Raw genomic sequence first — 21,402 nt, 5'->3', positions numbered from 1 at the left:
CCGCCGTCTTCCCCCGGCGGCGGCAGCTGACGCCCCTGGTGCTGCTGCTGGTGAGCCTGGGGCTGTTGGCGACGCTGGCCGGGGTGGACGGGGGCGGCGACCGGTCCGGAGGCGCTCGCCATGGCGCGCGCCCACCGCCCCGATGTCGCGGTCCTCGATCTGGAGATGCCGGGTGCGGACGGTGTGAGTGTGGCCACATCGCTACGGGCCGAACTGCCCGGCTGCCGGACCATGATCGTGACGAGCCATGGCCGCCCCGGACATCTGAAACGGGCGCTCGCGGCGGGCGTGCGGGCGTTCGTCCCGAAGACGGTCAGCGCCCGGCAGCTGGCCGGCATCATCCGTACCGTCCACGCCGGAAACCGTTATGTGGACCCGGAGTTGGCTGCCGACGCGATCTCCGCCGGGGACTCGCCGCTGACGGTGCGCGAGGCCGAGGTGCTGGAACTGGCAGCGGACGGGGCACCGGTCGCGGAGATCGCGGAGCGGGCGTCGCTGTCGCAGGGAACCGTACGGAATTACCTCTCCGCGGCCGCTTCGAAGCTCGGCGCGGAGAACCGTCATGCCGCGGCGCGTCTCGCGCGGGAGCGCGGATGGGTATAGTAGGCATCGCGCTTCGGCGCATGCGAACGTAGCTCAGCTGGTAGAGCGCAACCTTGCCAAGGTTGAGGTCGCGAGTTCGAACCTCGTCGTTCGCTCCACACAAGAAGGCCCCGGTCCTGTGACCGGGGCCTTCTTCATGTCCTACTGCCAGGTGTGGCCGGTGAGGAGCTCGTACGCCTCCAGGTACTTCGCCCGGGTCGCGTCGACGATCTCCTGCGGCAGTGCCGGGGGCGGCTGCTCGCTCTTCCGGTCCCAGCCGGAGGCCGGTGAGGTCAGCCAGTCACGCACGAACTGCTTGTCGTACGAGGGCTGCGCCTTGCCCGGCTCCCAGGCGGCGGCCGGCCAGAAGCGGGACGAGTCCGGGGTCAGCACCTCGTCCGCGATGATCAGGTCCTCACCGTCGAAGCCGAACTCGAACTTGGTGTCGGCGAGGATGATGCCGCGCTCGCGGGCGATGTCGCGGGCCCGGGCGTAGACGTCGAGGGTGGTGCGGCGCAGCAGGGCCGCGGTCTCCGCACCGACCTCGCGGGCCACTTCCTCGTACGACACGTTCTCGTCGTGGTCACCGACGGCCGCCTTGGTGGCGGGGGTGAAGATCGGTGCCGGGAGTTCGGATCCGTCGACGAGCCCCTCGGGGAGGGCGAGTCCGCAGACCGTACGGGACTCGTTGTACTCGACGAGGCCCGAGCCGGTGAGATAGCCGCGGGCGACGCACTCGACGGGGACCATCCGCAGCGACGTGCAGATCAGCGTCCGCCCGGCCCAGTCGGCGGGGGCTCCGGCGGGGAGCTCCGTGGACAGGACGTGGTTCGGGACGAGGTCGGACAGCTGGTCGAACCACCACAGCGAGAGCTGGGTGAGGACGCGGCCCTTGTCGGGGATCTCGGTGGGCAGGACCCAGTCGTACGCGGACATACGGTCGCTGGCGACCATGACGAGGTCGCCCGCCTCGTTCCGGTACAGCTCGCGCACCTTGCCGGTGTGGAGGTGGGTGAGTCCGGGGACCACCACCGGCTCGGGCTTTTCTACAAATCCGGACACGCTGCCTCCGCGTAGGTTGATCCAGGAGTCGTTCCGATTCTCCCGTATCCGGCGGGATGGGGCAGAGCGGGGGGCGAGGACCACCCGCGGGTGACTCCGGACGGCCCTTCTCAGCCGCGTTTGCAGATGCGGTCGAGGAGATTGGCAGTGGCGCGCTGGATACGGGTGTCCACGTGGCCGGGGCGGTCCAGGGCCGGGGACCAGGCGAAGGTGCCGGAGGCGAAGACAAGGGCGCCGGACGGGGCTCGGTAGAGGGACGTCTCCTGGTGGCGCGTCGTGCCTTCGCTGTCCTGGTACGGGGAGTGGGCGAGCAGAATGCGGCTGTCGTGCGCTGGGAGGGCGGTGCGCGGGAAGTAGCGGTCGGCCTCGCCGGCGACCAGTCCGTCGATCTCGTCGCCCTCGTCCGCCCCGGTCGCGTCCCACAGCCAGTGTTCCGCGTTCCGTACGACGAGGGGGTGGGGGTCGGGAACCCGGCCCGCGTACTGGATGCCGAGGAGCTGCTGCTCGGCCCGGTCGACCTCGCGCCAGAGTGCGGGCTTGCCCGGGCCGCGGCGTTTGCGGCAGGTGAGCAGCCGGTCCGGGACACCGGACGGCGACGGGGAGAGGCTGACCTGCCAGTACATGGTGTTGGCGGAGAGGAAGACGAGCGAGGTGCCGCCGTCGCGCGCCGCTTCCACGGTGCGGCGCATCGGGACCGACCAGTACTCGTCGTGGCCCGGGAAGACCAGGCCCCGGTACCGGCCGGCGTCGATCCGGCCGGCGTGCAGATCGCGGGTGTCGGCGTACCCGATGTCGTAGCCGTACCGCTCGGCCCAGCGGATGAAGTCGTAGGCATGACCGACGTGGAGGGGCAGCCCGGCGCCCGCGTACGGGCGGTCGAAGGAGACGGTGACCGCCGCGTCCTCCTCGCCGAGCAGCCGGCCCTGTTCGTCCCACGCGTGGTAGAGGCTGGCGCCGGTGCGGCCGTCCTCGGGGTACAGGTTGTACGCCTGCCAGGTGATGTCCGGCAGGACGAGCAGCAGATCGGCCGGGTGGTCGTCGCGGACGGTGAACGGGATGTGGGAGCGGTAGCCGTCGACCGTGGTGAGCACGGCGACGTAGGCGCCGATCGACCAGTAGGTGGGGATCTGCAGCCGCCAGGACTGCCACCAGTGGTGGCAGGAGACGGTGCGGTCGGCGGTGAGCGGGGCGGGCTGGACGATGCCGGAGAGCCGCGGGCTCGTGGTGATCTTGGCGGCGCCGTCGCCCCCGTAATGACCGATCCGGTAGATGTCCACGGTGAACTGCTGCGGCGGGTCCACGGTGATGTGGAAGTCGATCGCCTCACCGGGGGCCGCGGCGCCGGTCGAGGTGAAACCCTTGATCTGGCGGTGGACGTCGTCGGCGGTACGGGTGCCTCCGCCGGTGGAGCCGCGGGCCAGGGTGGGATCGGCGTACCAGGGGACGACCTGGCCGGTGTCGTCGAAGTAGTTCTCGCTGCCGCGGAGCCAGGGCAGGGGGCCCTGGCCGAACGGGTCGGAGACGGCATGCGCGAGGGCACCCGATTCCCATCGGCGAATCTGCTCCGCCCCCATGGTGCTCCCCTCCCTCAAGTCCCCCGGGACAACAGTGGTGCGTTGACTTCCGGCGTCGATCCCCAGCACATCACATAACGCATGCACCCCGTCACCGTTCGTCGCGAATTGACGGGAACGGAACGTTTTTCTCCGGATCGCGGGGCCGACGAGCCCATGACCCACGGGAGCGCACCCGTGGGTCACGGCCTCCCCCGCGACAGGGAGTGGATCAGCGAGCGGCGTCATGCGGCTTCGATGGCAAGGCGGCCGTCAGACGAGGCGGACGGGTTTGTCGGTGCGGACGCCCACCGAGGCGAGCCACGAACGCAGCGGTCCGGCGTCGCCGTCCTCGACCAGGCTGAGGACCGGGCTGCCCAGATCGGCCCGGCGCTCGCCGTCGACCAGCAGCGCGGGTCCGTCGAGCCAGTCCAGGCCGGGCGCCGCACCTGCCGTGTCCACGGCGGCGCAGCAGACCATCGCCGCGACATGGTCGGCGAGCAGCTCCGCACCCGTACGGGGCGGCTGGAGCGGGAAGAGCGGCAGCGGATCGGGGCCCCAGAGGTCCAGGACATCGCCGCCGGAGGCAGTGCAGGCACCGGAGACACCGGCTGCCGGGGGGCCCGGCGGGACCGCTGCCTCCTCGCGGGCCACCGCGGCACTGATCCCGGCGGCGAGCTCCTCGCTGCGGCCGCTCCGGCCGGCCAGATGCTCGACGACCCGGGCCAGTGTGGGCACGGCGACATCCACGGGATCGGCGCCGTGCGATCCGTGCGTCGCGTGGGTCCCGTCCTCCTCCGCGGCCGACGGCGCATGCCGTACGCCCAGTGCGTCCAGGACGCGGTGCAGGCGGGCCGCTTCGGTGCGCCACTTCCGGTCGACGACCTCTTCCGGGTACTGCTGCCAGTCGACCGGGGACCAGTCGGGACCGGTCTCCGCCGGGCCGCCGTGGAAGAGCCGGGCGGCCAGCAGCGAAGCGGCTTCATCGGCCGTTCCGGGCTCCTCCAGGAGGTCGCAGGCGGGGCGCTCACCGAGCCGGGAGGCGAAGCCCTCGGCGAGCCGGTCGCGCCGGGAGAGCTCGGTGAGGGCGGAGACGACGCCGGCGTCGAGCCGGGACGGCCAACGGCCCATCCGCCAGGCGGGCAGCGCGACCCGGGTGAGCAGCCGGTCCCAGCCCGCGTAGGCGAGACCGACCTGCTCCTGGGCGACGATCCGCAGCCCGTAGTCCACAGCCTGTGCACGCTCGGACGCGGCGGCGGCCACAGCCCGCTCCATCGCTGCCGCATGACCACGGCAGGTTCGGAGCAGCAGCCGTGCGATCCAGCCGACGAAGCGGCGCGGCACTCTGCGCAGCGTCGCGAGCGGTCCTGGCACGGGGGTGTCCGCGTCGGCGACCGCGCCGTCCAGTCCGCGTACGAAACGGCGGGCGGCGGCTATGTCGGGATGGGCGGAGGGGCCTGTGCCCGCGACGACCGGGGCGAGCACCGCCCGTAGCTCCGCGACCCGCATCCACCACAGGAACGGTGAACCGATGACGAGCACGGGCGCCGCCTGCACGCCATCACGGCGGCCGCCGGAGACCGCGGCCCGGCCCGCGGAGCCCCCGGCGGGCTGCGCGGCGGGGTGACTGCGGTCCTCCAGCCAGCTGTCGCAGTCGGGCGTGAGGGCTATGGCCGACGGCGCGGGGACGCCGAGCCGGTCGGCGAGATCCCGGACCAGCCGGTAGAGATCGGGGGCTGCCTGCTCGCTGAGCGGGACCGTAGGACTGACCGCAGGTCTCGCCCGCACGATCGCGACCGAGACCGCGACGGCGCCCAGCAGCACGAGCGCGGCGCAGGCCGACACCGCCCAGCGCACGGCGTACCAGCCGCCACCGCCGATACGGCCCTGCGCACCCGCGACGAGCAGCACGACGGCGACCGCCGTCGGCAGCAGGGCCACGGCCGCTGCCCTGCTGCGAATGCGCAGCAGGGCGAGAGCTCGGGCGCGCGCAGCCTGCGCGCCCAGCTCCTCACCAGTACCGGTACCGGACACGGCCGGACGTCACCCCCTCTGCCCCCGCGGCGGTATTGCTCACTCCCCCACTGTGGCACCCGTCACAGACATCGCAATGCCGGTGGGCCAAGTGCCGGAACGCTTGCGCCGCACCCTAGTTGGGGCCTCGGCGGACGTCATCCGGATAGCCCAGCCGTCACTCGATGGAATGGCTTTGGGCAAAGGTGCTGACATGCCGGTACCCATAGGGCAGGGGCGTGACGTCGCCCCCTCGGGCCCGAGGCCCGAGGGGGCGAAATGGAGGTACCGGACCGGCCGCTCAGGCTTCGGCGGCCTTTCGGGCGATGTCCGTACGGAACTGCGAGCCGTCGAGCCTGATCCGGGCGGCCGCCGTGTAGGCGCGCTCCCGGGCGGTGGCGAGGTCCCCGCCCGTCGCGGTCACGGACAGCACCCGGCCGCCCGCGCTGACGATCGTGTCGCCGTCCCGCCTGGTCCCGGCGTGCAGGACGTACGCATGCGGAGCGTCCTGCGCCGCAACGTCGTCGAGGCCGCCGATCGGGTCACCCGTCCTCGGCGTGTCCGGGTAGTTGTGCGAGGCGATGACCACGGTGACCGCGGCGTCGTCGCGCCACCTGAGCGGGGGCAGCTCGTCCAGGGTGCCGTTGGCGGAGCCCAGCAGAACACCGGCCAGCGGGGTCTTCAGCCGGGCCAGGACCACCTGGGTCTCCGGGTCGCCGAAGCGCGCGTTGAACTCGATGACCCGGACGCCCCGCGAGGTGATCGCGAGACCCGCGTACAGCAGCCCGGAGAAGGGGGTGCCACGGCGGCGGAGCTCGTCGACGGTCGGCTGCAGGACCGACTCCATGACCTCGTCGACCAGCTTGGGGTCGGCCCACGGCAGCGGGGAGTAGGCGCCCATACCGCCGGTGTTCGGGCCCTCGTCGTTGTCGAGGGCCCGCTTGAAGTCCTGGGCGGGCTGGAGCGGCAGCACGGTGGTGCCGTCCGTGATCGCGAAGAGGCTCACCTCGGGGCCGTCGAGGAACTCCTCGATGACCACGCGGTCGCAGGCCAGCGCGTGGGCGCGGGCCGCCTCGACATCGTCCGTGACGACGACGCCCTTGCCCGCGGCGAGTCCGTCGTCCTTGACGACGTACGGGGCGCCGAAGGCATCGAGGGCCTCGTCGATCTCGGCGGGGGTGGTGCAGACATAGCTGCGGGCGGTGGGAACACCGGCCCCGGCCATCACGTCCTTGGCGAACGCCTTGGAGCCCTCCAGCTGGGCCGCCTCACCGGACGGGCCGAAGCAGGGGATGCCTGCGGCGCGGACGGCGTCGGCGACCCCGGCGACAAGCGGCGCCTCCGGACCGACGACCACCAGCTCGGCGCCCAGTTCGGTGGCGAGGCGCGCGACGGCGGCGCCGTCGAGTGCGTCGACCGGGTGCAGTTCGGCCACCTCTGCGATGCCGGCGTTGCCGGGAGCGCAGTACAGATCGGTGACGTCGGGGTCGAGGGAGAGAGAGCGGCACAGGGCGTGTTCGCGGGCGCCGCCGCCGATGACGAGGACCTTCACGGGGTGCAGCCTAGCCGCCGGGGCACGCCCGTCTTGACGGGCGCCGCTCCGTGGACACCCCGTGGAGCGGCTTCCGGACCGCTACTCGTTGGTGAACTCCTCGACGACCGTGGCGCCCAGCTCCCGGACGATCAGGTCGTGGCCGGAGAGGGCGGAGTCGACCAGGTCCGGGTCGTCCGCCTCGGGGGTGTCGTCCTCGGGTGCGACCGAACGCGGCGGCTCGGGGGCTTGGTACGGCTGGGGTGCGGGCGCCGCGGCGGGTGCGGGACCGGCGCCCGGCTGCTGGTGCGGGGCCGGCGCGGGCGCGGGCCGGGACTCGTGCTGCTGAGGGGCGGGCGCGGCCGGACGCTGCGGTGCGGCTGCGGCCGAGGGCCGGCCGCCGCCGGTCTGCGGGGGCTGCCCCGCGCCGCCCGACGGATCGACGATCGCCTCGACCTTCCACTGCATGTTGAACTGCTCGGCGAGTGCCTGCTTCAGCACGTCCTCGCTGCCGCTGCTCGCGAAGTTGTCGCGGGCGCCCGCGTTGAGGAAGCCGATCTGCAGGGTGGTGCCGTCGAACCCGGTGACCTGCGCGTTCTGGCTGAGCAGGATCCAGGTGAACCGGCGCCGGTTCTTCACGGCCTCCAGGATGTCGGGCCACATGTTCCGCACCTGTGCGGCGCCCTGAGCCGTCCCCGGACTCGGCACGGCCGCACCGGGAGCGGGCGCGGCAGCGGGCACGGGAGCGGGTGCGGGGGCCGCAGGCGTGACGGGGGCGGGTGCCTGACCGGGGGCGGAGGCGGTCGGCCAGCCACCGGGACGGCGCCCCGGCTCAGGCGCGGCCGCGGCGGGCCAGGCTCCGGGACGCTGACCGCCGGAGGGAGCCTCGGCGGGCGGCTGCGGTGCGGGGGCGACGGGTGCCACGTACTGCACAGGCTGCGCGGGCGCGACCGGCGCCGCGGGCGCGGCGGGCACGGGCGCGGCCTCGGGCACGTCCCCCCGTGCCGCGGCCCGCGCCGCAGCGACGCCGCCGCCCGGCGGAACCATGGCCACGGGCGCATGCGCCTGGGCCTCCCGCCCCGGTACGTACCCCATGGCGGGCCCGGCTCCGGCGGTCGCGAACGAAGCACCGCGCTCCAGCCGGTCCAGCCGGGCCTGCAGCGAACGCTCGTCGTCGAAGGCGGCGGGCAGCAGCACCCGGGCGCAGATCAGCTCGACCTGGAGACGCGGCGAGGTGGCCCCGCGCATCTCCGTGAGCCCTTCGTTGACGAGGTCGGCGGCGCGGCTCAGCTCTGCGGCGCCGAAGACGGACGCCTGGGCCTGCATCCGCTCGACCACGTCGACGGGTGCGTCGATCAGCCCCTTCTCCCCGGCGTCCGGCACGGCGGCCAGGATCACCAGGTCGCGCAGCCGCTCCAGGAGGTCGGCGACGAAGCGCCGCGGGTCGTTGCCGCCCTCGATCACCCGGTCGACGACCTCGAAGGCCGCGGCCCCGTCGCCCGCCGCGAACGCGTCCACGACGGAGTCGAGCAGCGAGCCGTCCGTATAACCGAGCAGCGAGGTCGCCATGGCATAGGTCACACCGTCGTCGCCCGCGCCGGCCAGCAGCTGGTCCATGACGGACATCGAGTCACGCACGGAACCGGCGCCGGCCCGCACGACCAGCGGCAGGACGCCGTCCTCGACGAAGCTGTTCTCCTTGCCGCAGACCTCGGCGAGATATTCGCGCAGTGTTCCCGGCGGTACGAGGCGGAACGGGTAGTGGTGCGTACGCGACCGGATCGTGCCGATGACCTTCTCGGGCTCGGTGGTCGCGAAGATGAACTTGAGATGCTCCGGCGGCTCCTCGACCACCTTCAGCAGGGCGTTGAACCCCGCCGAGGTGACCATGTGCGCCTCGTCGATGATGTAGATCTTGTAACGACTCGACGCGGGCCCGAAGAACGCCTTCTCCCGCAGATCACGGGCGTCGTCCACGCCACCGTGCGATGCGGCGTCGATCTCGATGACATCGATCGATCCCGGCCCGTTGCGCGCCAGGTCCCGGCAGGACTGGCACTCCCCGCAGGGCGTCGGCGTGGGGCCCTGCTCACAGTTCAGACAGCGGGCGAGAATCCGCGCGCTGGTCGTCTTCCCGCAACCACGCGGACCGCTGAACAGGTACGCGTGATTGACCCGGTTGTTCCGCAGGGCCTGCTGCAGCGGGTCAGTGACATGCTCCTGCCCAATGACCTCGGCGAACGACTCGGGGCGGTAGCGGCGGTACAGCGCAAGGGACGACACACATACGAGGTTATCGGGGCGGACCGACAACCGGCCCCGGACCGGGGACACCGCCGGGGAAGGAGCGGCCGCGGAGGCTCGGAAGCCGCGGGAATCGACACCACGGGCCGAACACGCAAGGGCCCCCCACGCACCCGCCAGAGCCAACCTACCCTTGCTGCCTTCCGGCCCTGGGGGAGTTCAGTCAGATAGCGCCACGTGAGGGGCTGATGCCCACCTTAGCCGATCCCCACCCGGTCAAGTCCACCCGCGGGCCCTCCCGACCCCTCTCCGGGGAACGGGTTCGCGAGCACTCCTCAACGTCTTGTATTGTTTGCCGCGGAGGATTCGCCTAGTGGCCTAGGGCGCACGCTTGGAAAGCGTGTTGGGGGCAACCCCTCACGAGTTCGAATCTCGTATCCTCCGCCAGTGCCTCACCGGGCACGTTGTCGAAGGGCCCCACTGTTCGCAGTGGGGCCCTTCGACGTTGTCCGTCTCAGTTTCCGTCTCAGTTCGTTTTCGGGAGCTCCCAGAGCGCATCGCCAACTTGCTGCGCGACTTTGCGGAGCATGGTCCCCGTCACGTGCATGTACCGAGCGCGCATCCGGGCCGCTCCCCCGGGCTCCCAACCCATGATCGAGTCGATCACGACGTCCGGGACGCCGAGGATCAGGAGGACGGTGGCGGCGGTGTGGCGAGCGTCATGGAGACGGCCGTTGCGGACGCCCGCGTCCCGGAGAAGCCGCTTCCAGACATGGAAGTCGGTGTTGGGGCTCAGTGGTCCGCCGACCGGCGAGGCGAACACGTACCCCTTCCCCTCCCAGTCGGCACCGGCCGCGAGCCGCTCTCGCTCCTGGGGCTTCCTGGTGCTGCCGGAGAATCTTGATCAGCGGATCGGGCAGGCCGATGGTTCGCCGGCCCGCGCGGGACTTGGTGGACTTGTGCTCGCGGCGCGTCTGCTCCTTCTGAGAGGTCGTCGGTCAGGGCCCGGGCCGCGTCTTGTTGGACGTCCAGTGCTTCGAGCAGGGGCTGGATGTTCACGTAGTCACCGCCTGAGGGTCGCGCCGGGTGAGGGTGTTCGCGTCGGTGAGGCGGCGGACCATGACGTGGGTCATCGCCCAGTAGACGCGGGAGACGGACGAGGACGGGCGGTGCTCGTAGTCGCGGACCAGGCGCCGGTGCAATATCAAAATTCCGTAGGTCTGCTCGACCCTCCACCGCTTCGGCTGCGGGACGAACCCCTTGTCCTGCGGGTTGCGTTCGACGATCTCGACGTCGACGCCGAGGCGGCTGCCGTGAGCGGCGACCTGGTTCTTGAAGCCCTGGTCGACCAGGGCCTTGCGGACGGTGCCGCCGGCGTTCTCGGCGACCTGGTCCAGCAGGGCGATGCCCGCGGCGTTGTCGTGCGCGCTCGCGGCTGCGGGCGCCAGCAGCCTCCGCCCGCACAAGGAGTGAGTACGCGGGCACGGCAGCAGCTACAAGCACCGGCGGCCGGTGGTCGGGAGTGCTCCCCGCCACCGGCCGCACCCGCCGTCTGGTCGGCCAGCCACAACGCGGCCACCCTCCTCGACCAGGCCCTGTCGGCGACGGCTGATCGCTGGAGATCAGGCCACCTCCCTTGGTCGTAGGCGGCAAGTAGCTGATCACTCGCCCACGCCGGCCGGCGGTCAACCCCAATCCACCCGCGAGCCGACTCCGTCAGAACGAGCCTGGACTCGATCAGTAACCGTCCGCGCCCCGCCCGCCGGCATCAAGCCGCTACGGTGCGCCTCATGCGTAGCGTCGAGCGCAAGAGCCGTGGCGTGCCGCTTGAGGCATACGAGCTCACCCGGCGGGATCATCGCTGGCAGAAGGACCTGGAGAACATCCACCGAGTCGCCCACGAGCAAGCCGCCAGGCATCTGGATTAGGTGTACGCGGACCCCGAACTGACAGCCGCCCACCACGAGCAGCTCAGCAAGGTGTGGGAGTTGATCGAGTCGGCCAAGACTCCACCCCACAAGATCATGCGCTGGCGGGTGCGGCTCTATTGCGGGCACATTGTCACTACCTCGCGTCACGTGGAGAACGCCGAGCCGACCCTCCATGGGTCTTCGGAGCAATGCCCGGAGTGCGGCAAAGACCCTTCCGCGATCGTGGCCTTTGAGCCGATCGGCCTCGCTGGCGAGCCTCCTCAGGCCAGGCCCACGACACCACCGGCGCAGCGGAAGCCCAGCCGAGTGGAGCTGGAGCGACGGATTGCCCTATTGGAAGAGGAAAACCGACGCCTTCGAACCGAACAGTCGACTTGAGGCGCTCACGGACTGCCGGACTGCGTGACGCTCCGTGCGAGTTGGCCCACGATGTTCAAGACGCCCTGCCCGAAGCTGGTCGGAGCGATCAGCACGCCGAACACCAGCACCACGATCACGGTCAGCTTTTCGTCCAACCGGCTTCGGGCCTGTGTGCGTCGGCGTAGTCGCAGGACGATGACGACAGCCAGCAGGACCGCCACGTTGATGGTCAGAATCACCCTGCCAGCCCTCCTGTCAGGCAAGACAACGGACATCCCAGCCTTCCTGCATAGTCCGAACTGGGCGGTGAAATGGTTCGGTCACCAGTGGTTGGCAACAAAGCGCTGGTCTTGGGCTGGATTTGCCAGGCACCTGTCACGTCAGGACAGGGCAGTCGGCCGGCGTGGCGGTGGGATGCGGTCGAGCAGGTCCCACAAGGGGCGGGATCCTGCGGCCCACTCGCCGAGCACACGGCGGTCGACGAGATGGATACGGTTCTGCCTCCCCCAGGGAATGGCCTTGGAGGAGAAACGGCCGTTGGTGAGGACGACAGCGATGTCCGCCCCGTGGATCTGCCGTGCGGTGCCGTTGACCTGTTGCAGCACCCCGACACCGACCGCGGCACCACGGTCCCCATCCCGGCGGTGCTTGCACTGGATCGCCCAGACACGACCGGCGGGGTCGACGGCGCGCACGTCGCAAGCGTTGTCGCCAGCACCTCCGAGCTGCTCTGCCTTGCAGCCGTCGCGGCGCATCAGGTCCCGTACAGCGAACTCGAATGCACGGTGATCCAGTGCGTCGAGCTCGGCAATCCGCAGCCGCAAGGCTTGGGCGCGTACGCGAGCCCAAACTGCCCGCTGCTGCGCCTTCTGGTACCAGAGGCCACCCGCAGCCGAGGCCGCCACGGCGACGATAACGAGGACCCACCAGTGCGTGAGCAGCCACTGCACGACGGCGGCGAGCAGGCCGACCGCCACGACCACACCCACGACCAGGGCGACCTGCTCGTCCTGCTTCTTGGATCGGCGAACCGGTCGGCGTCGGGGAGAGCGCCGTATCGGGTGGCGGCTCATCGAGTCCCGCCCAGCTGCGCCAAGGTGGAGGAAGTGGACAGGTGCGCCGTGCACGTGGCACCGCCTACCGCGGCTGATCCCACATGCCACCGTGTCTGCGCCCACACCGGGACGTCACCCCGAATGTGGTCCGCAAGCTGAACCGCCATGAAGGAATTCCTCCTCTGTCCAAGACCGTTGATGCATCCCCGCGCCGGTCGTATGACAGCACGCACCACCGACAGAATGTAAGAAGTCGATCACCAGGAGTGATGGGTTTTCGGTCAGAAGAACCCCGCACCCCATCCGTCGCTCGCCGTTCGACCTGCGCGTTTAGCGGCTCGACCTACCAGCATCAGCCGTTTCGAGGCTTGGGCCGAGAACGAGCGCTGCACACAACTGCTATGCCGCCAGGGCCGAGCGCGTCGCTTCCCCCTCTCCCTCTCCTGGGCCAGAGCATGGAGGACTTGGGATTCACCCCACCCTGGGGAAATGAGAGCCGCCACGCGGGCTCGACGGTCCGCAACACCCCGCATGTGCCTCTGAAGGGAGCGCGGCTAGCTAACGTCCCCGCCCAGGCCGGCCCCGCAACGCAGCCAGTCACAGTGGACAAGGACTTCGAGGCCGTCACTCGTTCTCACCGGCACCTCTACTGGTCCGTAGCGCCCGCTGTACTGCACCCCGCAGTGCTGGAGCACGCCCGTCTGGGATGCGCTCTCCTGCCGGAGACGGCGAACCCTGTTCGCCAGACCCTGGCCGGCGCCGTTGCCGAGTCCTATCTACTGGCCGGGCGCATCGAGTTCTTCGACCTACGCCAGCCCGACCAAGCCTCGGAAACCCTCTTGCGTGCCCTGCAAGCGGCGGGCGAAGCCGACGACCCCCTCCTGGGATCGGCCATCCTCGCGCACATGGCGTTTATCCCCGGCTGGACCGATGACCGGGAAGCGGCGATCGAACGCATGATGGCTGCCCGCACCTACGCTCGACGCGGAGACGCCTCCGCGGAGCTCTGGGCATGGCTGGATGCAGTCGAGGCGGAATGCGAGACCCGATGCGGCGACCCTCGTGCGGCGCTCCGCCTGATCGGTCACGCCGAGGACACTCTCGCCTCGGGTTCGGAGCATCCCACCCCTGACTGGCTGGACTGGTTCAGCCCAGTACGCCTGTCCGCATTCAAGGGGAACACGCAGCTGAAGGCCGGCCACCTGCCGCAAGCCCGCCAGACTCTTCAGGAGGTTCTCGACGACCTGCCACCCGAGTCGGACAAGCAGCGCACGGTCGTCTTCGGCGATCTCGCCGCGGTCGAAGCTGCGGACAGCAGCCCGGAGGCAGCGTGCCGGTACGCCGTCCAAGCCCTCGACCAGCTCGCCATCACCTGGTACGCCACGGGCATGGAGCGCATCCGCGAGGTCCGACGCACGCTCGCCCCTTGGCAGAACGAGCAGTGCGTCCGAGACCTCGACGATCGTCTCTACGACTGGGGTACGACTGTCAGCGCTCTCCAGCGTTGAACTTGGCGATCTTCTCGGGCAGCTCCGCGAGCGAGTCGATGCGCATCGTGGTGATCGAGTCCGCATCCGGGTCACGCTGCTGAATCGTGCCCCACGGCCCACGCCGAATCAGAGCAGTCAGAAGCCCAGCCTGCACGGCCGGGCGAATGTCGTTGTCGAGCCGGTCGCCGACGTACAGGATCTCGCCCGGCTCGGCAGGCGTCGCCTCGATGACGTGGTCGAAGAACTTCACGTCCGGTTTCGAGGCCCCCCAGTCATCACTGGTGGCGATCAGGTCGGACGGAAGGTCCAGCCCGCGCAGCAGACCGCCGGCCCGCACGGTCTGGTTTCCCGCGATGCCCACCCACAGGCCGGCCCCCCGCAGCGCGGTCAGCGCGGGTCGCACGTCGGAGTAGAGGTCGTCCTCGCCAAACCATTCCGGCTTCCCGGCCGCCGCGCGCTTCTCGCGCTCCTCGGTCAGGTCGAACCCCGGACGGAACTCCTGGAACGTCTCGCGGTAGTCGCGCCCCTGCGCGATGACCGCCCCGAACATCGCCGCGAACGTATGCCTCGGCACCCCCAGCCAGTCCGCCCAGGTCCCGTACTCCCGGGTCTCGTCGACAAGACACTCACCCACGTCGAACACCACCGCACGAATCATGCTCCGCAGGTTAGACGGTGCGGCGCGGTGAGTAGGCCGGCCTGTCGGATTGCGGCTGAATACCTACGTCGCCCGAGCCCAAGTCGACACCAACGCGTGGGGGAGCCGGGGTGGATCACTGGGACGCCGCAAGTGTGACGGCGGGGCGGCACGGTCGACCGAAGCGGGCACATTTCTGCTCGAACCCTGGGGGAAGCCATCCACCGCTCAGCAGACGAGGATGCGCGGGAAACGCGGTGACGGCCCGTACCGGGTGCTGGTGCGTGTCGCGAAGTCGCCGCAGGGCTACCCCGCCGCGTACGCCCTCGGGGCGCGCAGGCTGTCGGACCCGGTCGGCTGCGCCACCGTGCCCGTCAACGTCTACGGTTCCGCTGCGACCGTCGTGGACCCGGCCGTCGACTGCAAGGTCTTCAGGGCCTCGACGGCCGGCCGCTACGACGTGTACCGCGTGGGGCCGAACGGCTACCGGTCCACCACCCTCCTGTACGACAGCGCCGGGCGCACGGTCTGCCGGGGGAACACCTGCACCGTTCCGGCCGACGGTGACTACACGATCCTGACCGACGAGGCGACGCTCGTCCTCGACCGGAGGTCCACCGCCGGCTGCCGGCCCGCGCGCCTCGGCGTCAACGACGGAGCGTGGGCCTCGGGCGCCGCGGTGGACTGCCTGACACTGCCTCTGCCCCAGGGCGCCCGCATGGCCGCTCTCACGGCGTACACCGGTTTCGCGGCGACCCCGGACGTCACCGTCGTCAACGCCGACGGCGACACCCTGTGCTCCGGCTCCAGCCTCGCGGGTGGTTCCTGCGCCCTCACCGGACCGGCGCCGTACCGCGCCCTCGTGTCCCACGACGGCGGCAACGCGGGAAACAAGACGTACCGCGTCGCGTTCCACCGTACGGACCCGGCCGGGAGCGGCTGCCAGGTCTTCCCCGCAGGTGACTTCACCGCCGCGACCGCGTCCGCGCGGCTGCGCACGGGCGCCGGTGCCGACGGGTTCTCGTACTGCCTGGCCATCCCCGCGGACGGGCACAGCGCTGTCGAGAACTTCCAGATGCGGACCGTCGCCGAAACGAACGGCGCCATGTTCTGGGTCCTCGACGCCGCGGGCAAGCAGGCCTGCTCCATGAACGCTTCGGCCGCTTCGGCCCCCGCGACCTGGACCACTTGCCGCCTCACCCCCGGGGCCGCGTACACCGCGCTCTTCCGGGGCCGTGACGCCACCGCCGAACACACCCTGGTCCGCCGTGACGTCACCGGGACCGCCAAGGGCTGCACGCCCACTCCGGCGACCACCGTCAACGGCCCCGCGACGCCGGGCGTCCCCGGGGAGCCGGGCACCCTGGTGTGCCACCAGGTCACCACGGCCGACCCGGCCGACGTCCTGCACCTCGATGTGCGCGACGCGCTCGGCACCACCAACATCCTGGCGCACGGCGCCGACGGCGCCGTCACCACGTGCGCCAACCGGAACAGGAGCTGCGCGGTCACCGGCTCAACCCGGTACCAGGTGCTGCTGACCGTCCCGTCGTCCCTGAAGGCCGCCGACTCGTACCGGCTCGACGCCCTGCGCATCGCCACGGCCGCCGGCCCGTCGCCGGAGTGCGTGAAGATCCCGAACATCACGTACGGATACGGGCCGTTCACCGGCACGCTGAACGAGCAGCACACGGCGTTCTGCGCCCAGCTGCCCACCTCGTACCACGACGCCTTCGCCGTCAAGGTGAGCGACACGAACGGCGCAACCACTACCGCCGTGCCCGCCCTGTACGAGACCGACCTGGACAACACCTGCGCCGCCGCGTCCGGCGGCGAGAGCCGCTGCAGTCTGAACGGGTCGTACAGCACCCAGGTCGTCCCGACCCTCTTCGTCCTCGGCCTGCCCGAGAAGGCGTCCCAGACGTCCTACAAGGCGGAGCTGGTCTGCTCGACGACCTGTGGCACCGAGAAGCACAGCGTCACCGGCGTCACCCCGACCACGGGCGTCACCGGCACCAAGGTGACCGTCAACGTGTCGGGCTCGGCCCTGCACGAGGGCGACAAGGTCCGGATCAGCTCCGGCGGCACGACGATCGAGTCGACCACCGTCTCGGTGGCGCCCGACCGCCGGACCCTCACGGCCACGCTCGACCTGACGAACGCGGCCACGGGCTCGTGGGCGCTCAGCGTCATCACGACCAACGGATGGCAGTACTCCAGCGGTCAGTTCACGGTCACCGCGCCCCAGCCGCCGGCCAACACCGCCGCCCCCACCATCGCGGGCACGGTCCGGGTCGGTACCGGTCTGGTCGCCCGGACCGGCACGTGGACGCCGACGCCGACGTCGTACACCTACCAGTGGAAGCTCGACGGCGTCGCCATCGCGGGCGCCACCGCCTCCTCGTACGTCCCGACGGCCGCCCAGCTCGGCAAGAAGCTGTCGGTCACAGTGAAGGCCAACCGCACCGGCCACGCGAGCGGCGCGGCCGGGACGACGGGGATCGCCGTGGCCCGTGGTGTCGCCCCGAAGGCGACCACACTGCCGTCGGTCTCCGGCACGGCGAAGGTGGGCCGCACGCTCACCGCGAACCGCGGCACGTGGACGCCCACGCCGACGTCGTACGGCTACCAGTGGTACGCCAACGGCAAGGCCGTCACGGGCGCGACGAAGTCCACGTTCGTCCTCACCCGGGCGCAGCGCAGTCTGCGGATCACCGTCAAGGTGACCGCCCTCCGCACGGGCCACTCCAGCGGCTACGCGTACAGCAAAGCGACGGCCGTGGTCGTCGCCTGACGCACGGGCGATGAGCGCGGCCAGGGCCCCGGGCACGGGCGATCGTGCCCGGGGCCTTTCCCGTTCCCGTGTTCACGTAAGTGACGACGGAGCCGTCCGCCGGCTGGAAGAGGTCTTCACGCCGTATAGGGGCTGCGGGGCGTGCGGGGCCGCCGCGAAGCCCGGCGGGGTGTGCGCACACGCCGACATGCGCGCGGTCCAGGGGCCCATACGGTGAGAGGGCAATCCGCCGACGCACTGGGTTCCCCCGTCGAGGGCGACGATGTCGAAGTTCGCCAGGACGGTGACCCTGCCCGTCGGGACGGCCGAGGCGGGAACCTGGGCACCGGCCAGGCGAAGGCGGCGATGGCCTCGTGCGGACAGAAGTCGCCGCCGTCCAGGACGTCGGCGACCGCCGAGACGGTGGCGGCGCTGGGACGGCGGGTCCTTTCGCTGCACCGCAGCTTCCCCGTCATACACAGGCGCAGTACCGTCAGCAGGTTGGCCTGCGCCTCGTGCTCGGTGCGCCGGACCCGTGGAGTGCCGGTCGGCTCCTGCTGCTGTTCGACCGGTATCACTGCTCGTGTTTCCCGCTTCCTGCCGCTCACGTCCCGTTCCTACAGATGGGCAACGTAGTCGTAGTTACCCGGACCGCAGGTGCGATCGAGGATCTGGACCACCTTGCGCGGGTCGTCGTAGGGGCCGGAGAAGTAGAACGGCTTGCCGTCCCTGCCGAAGCCGATGACGGGCCGGTCGCCGGGCGGGGCACCCAGGTGCACTGCTGCGTCGGCGAAGCCGCCCGCGGGCTCGAAGCCAAGACCGCGGGCGTAGGCGACCGCATCGTGCACGATCGTCTGCGCCTGCTCCACGCCGATCGGCAGCGGCCGATGATCGAAGGCCGAGTAGTACATCGGTACGTAGGTGGTCAGGGATCCGGACCCCATCACCTCGGGGTCGGTGACGTTCTTGACTCCCAGGCAGTAGACGTCCACCAGGAACCCGGTGACTGTCACCCTGCTGGCACGTTCCTGGCGGGCCAGGAGAATCTGGGCGAAGCCACCCGTGCCCGGGTCCGGCTCCTGGCCGAGGGGGTCGGCCGCCGCCCAGCCCGGGGCTTTGGCCGTGTCCAGTCCCGCGCTCCAGCCCGCGTTGACCCAGCAGCCCACCACCGGCCGCTCATCCGGCGCGATATTCGCCAGTGCCGCCTCGGCGACCCGTCTCACCAGCGCGGTGGCCTGGGCCGGGCGCAGCCCCAGCGCCTTCGCGATCTGCTTCGGCGCGCTGCCGCGCTCCCTCAACTCCCGGACCCGAGTCAGCATTTCCTCGTCGTGCGTTGTCACCGTCACAGTCTGCCACTTCCGGGCCGCCCCGTGCGAAGCACTGGGTGCGCCGGCGGTGCTGCGCAACCCGGCGGCTCGGTCCACGCGGCCCACCGACCGGCGAGGCGAAGACATACCCGCAAATGAATCCGGCCCAGACGATGGAACGGACCGTTGGCGGTATACCGGTGGGTTGTCCACGCGGACGACGACCGCGAGGACGGCTGAGCAACCACGTGACTCCAAGTGGCCGACGCCGGTGAACTCCACCAGCAGACCATGTGCGCGACGGCTGCGGTCACGGAAGTAGACCTCGCCCAGGCGCTCGGCAGCCATGTCCCACAACTACTGCCCGCTGACGCCGGCGTGTCCGCGCTGGACGCGCTGAAGCTGGTTGCCGGGGTGGGGGATGGGGGCCCGGTGGATGGCGAGGAGGGCGACGTCGTCGCCGAAGCGTCCGCCGGTATGGGCGAGCAGGTCGCGTTCGATGCAGTGGAGCAGCGCCTCTGGAGGGTGGTCGGTCCACTGGGCTGCACGTTCCGCGAGCGGGTAGAAGACGCCGTTGTGGTCACGGGCTTCGATGACACCGTCGGTGTACAGGAGCAGCGTGTCCCCAGGGCCGAAGGGCAGGACATCGACGGCGTGCTTGTCGGGATCCGTGACGCCGACGCCGAGTGGGGGCGCGGGGTGGAGGCGGGGCACGTGGACGGTGTTGTCCGGGCCGAGCAGCAGGGGTGCCGGGTGGCCGCAGCTGGTCATGCGGACCAAGGGCTCGGCGTCCGCGATCTCGACCAGAAGAGCGGTCACGAAGCGTTCTCCCGCCTCGTCCTCCGGTTCGAGGTCGGGGAGGTAGCGGGTCATGCTCCGTTCCAGGGAAGCGGCCAGGTCGGGCAGGGAGGCCTGCTGGTGGGCGGCCTCGCGGAAGGCGCCGAGCAGGAGGGCGGCCTCGCCCAGGGCGGGCAGGCCCTTGCCCCGCACGTCGCCGATCATCACGCGGGCCGCGCTGCCGGTGCGGGCGGCGGCATACAGGTCGCCGCCGACATCGGCCTCCTCCTCGGAAGCCAGATAGACACAGGCGAGCCGCAGCGGGCCGAGCCGGCTCGGCAGCGGCCACATCAGCACCTGCTGGGCGGCCTCGGCGACCGACCGGACCCGGGCCATCTGGCGTGCGTGCCGGTCGCGCACCGCACACAGGAACACGATCAACGAGGTGATCACCGCGATGGCGATCACCTCCACCAGCACGCTCCGTGAAGACAGCGTTCCGGTGCGCCAGCTGCTGACCGCCTCGCCCGCCATGGCCAGGGCCCCGATACCGGCCGTCGTCCAAGGGCCCGCGAACCACGCGGTGAGCGTGGGCGCGACCACCAGCAGGGGGCTGAGAACGATGTTCGGCCCAGTCGCGACGTCCGCGGCAGTGATCACAACGATGAGCGCAACAGGGATCAGTAGCAGCAGTTGGCCCGGCTGCCACGGCTGCCCAAGACTCTCACGTCCCTGCCTGGAGTCCACGCCTTCCACACTGCACCGCTATGGATCGCCCCGCGACCGCAGGAAACCGGTGACAGCAGCAACCACGCAGGGCGCGGCCTTGGGGCGGACCGTCCGCGGTGGCCGTCCCTCGTGCCTCAGAAGACGCACTCACACAGCGCACTTTGCCCGCACCCTCGCACCGCGACACGACCGCTGACCGGCTCCTCAGATCTGCACCGCGTGGACATCCTGGGCGTCCAATGCCTTCAGATAGGCATTGAGGTCGACCGGATCGCTGGTGAAGACCACAGCACTGCCATGTCGGGCCGCCGTCAGAGCCACCAGGGCATCCACCGCGCCCGGCCGCTTCTTCGGTGGCAGCTCTGCCGCACCGAGGGCGCTGCCGATGCGCTGCCATTCGGTGATGTCCGGGCCGGTGGCGCACATGATGCAGGCCGTCTGCCCCATGCTGGTGGGGCGCATGGCCGGGGCCGAACTACGAGCCTGCGGCACCGTGCAGTCCTTCATCACTCCGGCCAGGGCATGCACCGTGGCGGGGCTGGGCCGCCAGACTTGTGCCAGTACCGGTCCGAGCACGAGCGCCCGATGCGGCGTGTCCTGGAGGCCGGCGTGCAGGCGCACGGCCTTCGCCTTGCGATCCGCGAGCGCGATCAGCATGCCGGTGTCGTAGACCGGCACCCGGGCAGTCACGCGGCATTACCTGAGCGGGCAGCAGGACCGTCGGCGCCATAAATGAGCTCCATGGCCTCCCGCACCTCCTGCCGCTCTTGCTCCGTAGGCGTGTCGATCACGGTCAAGGGCAACTCCCGCTACAACTACGACCTCCGCCACGAGGTCGCGGCCAAGGCCGTGCGCGGCACGGCGGTCGGCGACGCCTTCGGGGGCGTGCTCGTCGAGAACGACGACCCCATGCCCACGGTCACCGTGACCCCGGTCGCCGACTCGGTCACCGAGGGCCAGAAGCTCACCTGGAAGGTGGAGCTCTCCCAGCCCGCCGACACCAACATCGAGACGCGGTTCGACCTCCTGCCGGTGCGCGAGGGAACGGAGCTGTCCACGAAGGACGTCGACGAGGAATGGCTCTCCGAACTCGGCGAGGCCGCCGACCCGGAGCGGCCCCTGTCCACGGACAGTCCCTCGCTCTGGGTGTCCGTCCCCAAGGGCGAGACCAGCACCGAAGTGTCCGTGCCCACGGTCACCGATGCGCTGACCGAGTCGGAGGAGTCCCTGCGGATGCAGGTGTACATCCTCAAGGAGGACGAGTGGTTGGAGGGCCCCCTCCTCACGGGGAAGGTCACGGACGCGCGCCAGGGCTGACGCCCGGGGTCCACGTCCCTCGCTGACGGTGCCTGAGCGCA

15 protein-coding genes, 2 tRNA genes, 1 other RNA gene and 3 pseudogenes are annotated in these 21,402 nt (G+C 70.8%); 7 read left to right on the top strand and 14 right to left on the bottom strand.

Features of this window, described 5'->3' with window-relative positions; genetic code table 11:
- Positions 1 to 93: 93 nt before the first annotated feature.
- Positions 94 to 603: pseudogene (locus ACGFSA_RS19555) on the top strand (DNA-binding response regulator); the annotation flags it as partial.
- A gap of 22 nt (positions 604 to 625) precedes the next feature.
- Positions 626 to 701 (top strand) — tRNA-Gly (locus ACGFSA_RS19550).
- Between the two features lie 43 nt (positions 702 to 744).
- On the opposite strand, the gene ACGFSA_RS19545 is transcribed toward ACGFSA_RS19550, so the two are convergent.
- The 6 genes from ACGFSA_RS19545 to ffs form a co-directional block, all read right to left on the bottom strand.
- On the bottom strand, positions 745 to 1,644 hold the full coding sequence (locus ACGFSA_RS19545; protein WP_393305773.1) for a phosphoribosylaminoimidazolesuccinocarboxamide synthase: 900 nt from the start codon (positions 1,642 to 1,644) through the stop codon (positions 745 to 747).
- Between the two features lie 110 nt (positions 1,645 to 1,754).
- On the bottom strand, positions 1,755 to 3,218 hold the full coding sequence (locus ACGFSA_RS19540; RefSeq protein WP_393305771.1) for a N,N-dimethylformamidase beta subunit family domain-containing protein: 1,464 nt from the start codon (positions 3,216 to 3,218) through the stop codon (positions 1,755 to 1,757).
- Between the two features lie 252 nt (positions 3,219 to 3,470).
- Positions 3,471 to 5,231 carry a hypothetical protein gene (locus ACGFSA_RS19535; protein WP_393305769.1) on the bottom strand — a complete coding sequence of 587 codons (1,761 nt, stop codon included), beginning with the start codon at positions 5,229 to 5,231 and terminating at the stop codon, positions 3,471 to 3,473.
- Positions 5,232 to 5,511: 280 nt separating this feature from the next.
- Complete coding sequence (purD, locus tag ACGFSA_RS19530) at positions 5,512 to 6,762, bottom strand: phosphoribosylamine--glycine ligase (protein WP_393305767.1); 1,251 nt, start codon at positions 6,760 to 6,762, stop codon at positions 5,512 to 5,514.
- 81 nt (positions 6,763 to 6,843) lie between these two features.
- Positions 6,844 to 9,024 (bottom strand): DNA polymerase III subunit gamma and tau, encoded by a 2,181-nt coding sequence (locus ACGFSA_RS19525; protein WP_393305765.1) that lies wholly within the window; start codon positions 9,022 to 9,024, stop codon positions 6,844 to 6,846.
- 114 nt (positions 9,025 to 9,138) lie between these two features.
- Positions 9,139 to 9,235, bottom strand: an RNA gene (gene ffs / locus ACGFSA_RS19520) — signal recognition particle sRNA small type.
- A 109-nt stretch (positions 9,236 to 9,344) separates the two neighbouring features.
- Here ffs and ACGFSA_RS19515 point away from each other — a divergent pair.
- Positions 9,345 to 9,432 (top strand) — tRNA-Ser (locus tag ACGFSA_RS19515).
- Positions 9,433 to 9,511: 79 nt separating this feature from the next.
- Here the strand turns inward: ACGFSA_RS19515 and ACGFSA_RS19510 are convergent.
- A pseudogene (locus ACGFSA_RS19510) lies at positions 9,512 to 9,971 on the bottom strand (tyrosine-type recombinase/integrase); the annotation flags it as partial.
- A 69-nt stretch (positions 9,972 to 10,040) separates the two neighbouring features.
- Positions 10,041 to 10,421: pseudogene (locus ACGFSA_RS19505) on the bottom strand (IS5/IS1182 family transposase); the annotation flags it as partial.
- A gap of 354 nt (positions 10,422 to 10,775) precedes the next feature.
- Between ACGFSA_RS19505 and ACGFSA_RS19500 the strand changes: the two are divergent.
- Positions 10,776 to 10,913: a hypothetical protein gene (locus ACGFSA_RS19500; protein WP_393305763.1), complete on the top strand. Its 138-nt coding sequence runs from the start codon at positions 10,776 to 10,778 to the stop codon at positions 10,911 to 10,913.
- A 386-nt stretch (positions 10,914 to 11,299) separates the two neighbouring features.
- Here the strand turns inward: ACGFSA_RS19500 and ACGFSA_RS19495 are convergent, their stop codons facing one another.
- Both ACGFSA_RS19495 and ACGFSA_RS19490 read right to left on the bottom strand, forming a co-directional pair.
- A complete protein-coding gene (locus ACGFSA_RS19495) occupies positions 11,300 to 11,512 on the bottom strand; it encodes a hypothetical protein (RefSeq protein WP_362360592.1) in 213 nt (70 codons plus the stop codon).
- 144 nt (positions 11,513 to 11,656) lie between these two features.
- Positions 11,657 to 12,349: a restriction endonuclease gene (locus ACGFSA_RS19490; protein WP_393305761.1), complete on the bottom strand. Its 693-nt coding sequence runs from the start codon at positions 12,347 to 12,349 to the stop codon at positions 11,657 to 11,659.
- Between the two features lie 251 nt (positions 12,350 to 12,600).
- On the opposite strand from ACGFSA_RS19490, the gene ACGFSA_RS19485 reads away from it, so the two are divergent.
- Entirely contained in the window at positions 12,601 to 13,839 is a 1,239-nt protein-coding gene (locus ACGFSA_RS19485; RefSeq protein WP_393305759.1) for a transcriptional regulator, read from the top strand.
- Here ACGFSA_RS19485 and ACGFSA_RS19480 read toward each other — a convergent pair.
- Entirely contained in the window at positions 13,820 to 14,479 is a 660-nt protein-coding gene (locus ACGFSA_RS19480; protein ID WP_393305757.1) for an HAD family hydrolase, read from the bottom strand. The two genes, ACGFSA_RS19485 and ACGFSA_RS19480, sit on opposite strands and share 20 nt — an antisense overlap.
- A 220-nt stretch (positions 14,480 to 14,699) precedes the next feature.
- Here ACGFSA_RS19480 and ACGFSA_RS19475 point away from each other — a divergent pair, with 220 nt between their 5' ends.
- On the top strand, positions 14,700 to 17,252 hold the full coding sequence (locus ACGFSA_RS19475; RefSeq protein WP_393305755.1) for a hypothetical protein: 2,553 nt from the start codon (positions 14,700 to 14,702) through the stop codon (positions 17,250 to 17,252).
- Positions 17,253 to 17,848: 596 nt separating this feature from the next.
- Here ACGFSA_RS19475 and ACGFSA_RS19470 read toward each other — a convergent pair.
- From ACGFSA_RS19470 to ACGFSA_RS19460, 3 genes are all read right to left on the bottom strand, one after another.
- Positions 17,849 to 18,571 (bottom strand): hypothetical protein, encoded by a 723-nt coding sequence (locus ACGFSA_RS19470; protein WP_393305753.1) that lies wholly within the window; start codon positions 18,569 to 18,571, stop codon positions 17,849 to 17,851.
- A 324-nt stretch (positions 18,572 to 18,895) separates the two neighbouring features.
- Positions 18,896 to 20,062, bottom strand: coding sequence for a PP2C family protein-serine/threonine phosphatase (locus ACGFSA_RS19465; RefSeq protein WP_393305751.1), 1,167 nt, complete (start codon positions 20,060 to 20,062; stop codon positions 18,896 to 18,898).
- Between the two features lie 186 nt (positions 20,063 to 20,248).
- Positions 20,249 to 20,701: a hypothetical protein gene (locus ACGFSA_RS19460; protein ID WP_393305749.1), complete on the bottom strand. Its 453-nt coding sequence runs from the start codon at positions 20,699 to 20,701 to the stop codon at positions 20,249 to 20,251.
- Between the two features lie 84 nt (positions 20,702 to 20,785).
- On the opposite strand from ACGFSA_RS19460, the gene ACGFSA_RS19455 reads away from it, so the two are divergent.
- A complete protein-coding gene (locus tag ACGFSA_RS19455) occupies positions 20,786 to 21,361 on the top strand; it encodes a hypothetical protein (protein ID WP_393305747.1) in 576 nt (191 codons plus the stop codon).
- The last annotated feature ends 41 nt before the right edge of the window (positions 21,362 to 21,402 follow it).

This window comes from Streptomyces sp. NPDC048496, from assembly GCF_043200055.1.
In the GTDB taxonomy this organism is placed as follows: domain Bacteria; phylum Actinomycetota; class Actinomycetes; order Streptomycetales; family Streptomycetaceae; genus Streptomyces.
Note: the sequence above shows the minus strand (reverse complement) of the source record. Positions and strands in the feature narration are given on the sequence as shown.

Coding starts and splice junctions, on each gene's coding strand:
- ACGFSA_RS19540 (WP_393305771.1), bottom strand. CDS start 3,218: ATGGGGGCGGAGCAGATTCGCCGATGGGAATCGGGTGCCCTCGCGCAT.
- ACGFSA_RS19500 (WP_393305763.1), top strand. CDS start 10,776: ATGCGTAGCGTCGAGCGCAAGAGCCGTGGCGTGCCGCTTGAGGCATAC.
- ACGFSA_RS19490 (WP_393305761.1), bottom strand. CDS start 12,349: ATGAGCCGCCACCCGATACGGCGCTCTCCCCGACGCCGACCGGTTCGC.
- ACGFSA_RS19485 (WP_393305759.1), top strand. CDS start 12,601: ATGGGTTTTCGGTCAGAAGAACCCCGCACCCCATCCGTCGCTCGCCGT.
- ACGFSA_RS19480 (WP_393305757.1), bottom strand. CDS start 14,479: ATGATTCGTGCGGTGGTGTTCGACGTGGGTGAGTGTCTTGTCGACGAG.
- ACGFSA_RS19475 (WP_393305755.1), top strand. CDS start 14,700: ATGCGCGGGAAACGCGGTGACGGCCCGTACCGGGTGCTGGTGCGTGTC.
- ACGFSA_RS19460 (WP_393305749.1), bottom strand. CDS start 20,701: ATGCTGATCGCGCTCGCGGATCGCAAGGCGAAGGCCGTGCGCCTGCAC.
- ACGFSA_RS19455 (WP_393305747.1), top strand. CDS start 20,786: ATGGCCTCCCGCACCTCCTGCCGCTCTTGCTCCGTAGGCGTGTCGATC.